General features: G+C 66.2%; 1 protein-coding gene. It reads right to left on the bottom strand.

The window, feature by feature from the left end:
• Positions 1-1,360 (bottom strand): type VI secretion system Vgr family protein (locus tag PKKP23_RS33380; RefSeq protein WP_126880075.1); only part of this gene is annotated, 1,360 nt, incomplete at both ends.

Below are 1,360 nucleotides of genomic sequence, written 5' to 3'. Positions count from 1 at the left end.
CTGTTGAGCAGATACCCCTGGTTGAACGCCGCCTGGCTGTACACCGTTGCAATGCGCGCGCTCTCCTTGCCGCGCAGGTCGTTGAACACGATCTCCGCGCCGAGCAGCGGCGAGCGCCAGATGGCATAGCTGAACAGGGCATCGTCGGCGCGCACCACGTCTGGATGCGAGTAGTCGTGCAGCGCGCCGCTGATGTGCAGCCGGTCCACGTCCCCGTGAGCCGCTTCGAGCATGACCTCCGTGCCGGGCAGTAGCGGCGAGTGGAAACCGCCCTGGTACGACGACGAGGGACGCAGCAGCCGCAGGTGCAGCAGCCTGGTGCGGGCATTCGCCGGTCCCCGCAGGAACTTCGGCAGAACCGGATAGCGGCCATACTCGTCGAGAAACGCGTAGGGGGCAGAGTCCAGGGTTGTCACGACACCGACCACCGGGCCGTTCAGGAATCGCCAGTCCCGCTCGTAGTCGAAGCGCGGACGGTAGGCCAGATGCCCAGGCATCGCCTTGAAGCGGGTATAGGCAGGGTCTGTGCGGCTGCCCTTCATCCTGAACGACGTCACCACGAAACCGTACCCGGCGCCCGGCATCTTCGTGTTGGTCAGCCTGATCACCACGCCCGGCGCGATGCCTTTCGCGTCGCTCGCGCCGGCGAACGTCACCTGACGCGCGATCTGCTCGTCGCGCCGCGTCTGCGCGAGCGCTTCGCCCTGCTGCCGGGTGAGATGAAACTCCGCACTGCGGCTGATCCGGCCGAACACCGACCGGTCGTCGTCTGCGGAAGAGATGTTCGCCGTGGCCTGCAGCGGGTCCTCCGGCGTGCGGTAGTTGCGCTCCCACAGCTCGATTGTGGCCGGTACCAGCGTGCGCTGCCCGTGGACCTCCTGGGCCGCCTCGTGCCAGTTGCTGTGCAGGCCCGAACCCGCCAGCAACGGCAAGTTGATCGAACGGATATAGGCGCGCGGATTGTCCGCGAACACGAGAATGTCGAGCAGCCCGTTCTCGCCGCGCTCCTGCCGGTAGAACCAGAAGATCCCCTTGCGCTTCGCGTGACGTGCGATGAAGGCCCACACCGACTCCTCGTACATCACCACCTGCTGCATCTTTTCCTGGGGACCGTCCAGGTGGAACTCGACATCGAAGGCGTCGATGTTCTGGCCGTCGACCAGCTTCGTGCGGACCAGCTCCTCGAACGTGACATCCTGAAGCACATCGGAGTGCACCATGCGCTTGCCGAGCGCCGCAAAGCGCGGCTCGATGCGCAGCTCGTAGGCCGCCTCGTCGCGGCTCGTGCGGATGCGCTTCCAGCGCGTCACCACGCCGTTGAAGGTAGCCGCGGCATGATCGACTGGCGTGGCCCAGGTGG

It is taken from the genome of Paraburkholderia kururiensis JCM 10599 = LMG 19447 (genome assembly GCF_003986935.1).
Classification (GTDB): Bacteria; Pseudomonadota; Gammaproteobacteria; order Burkholderiales; family Burkholderiaceae; genus Paraburkholderia; species Paraburkholderia kururiensis.
Note: the sequence above shows the minus strand (reverse complement) of the source record. Positions and strands in the feature narration are given on the sequence as shown.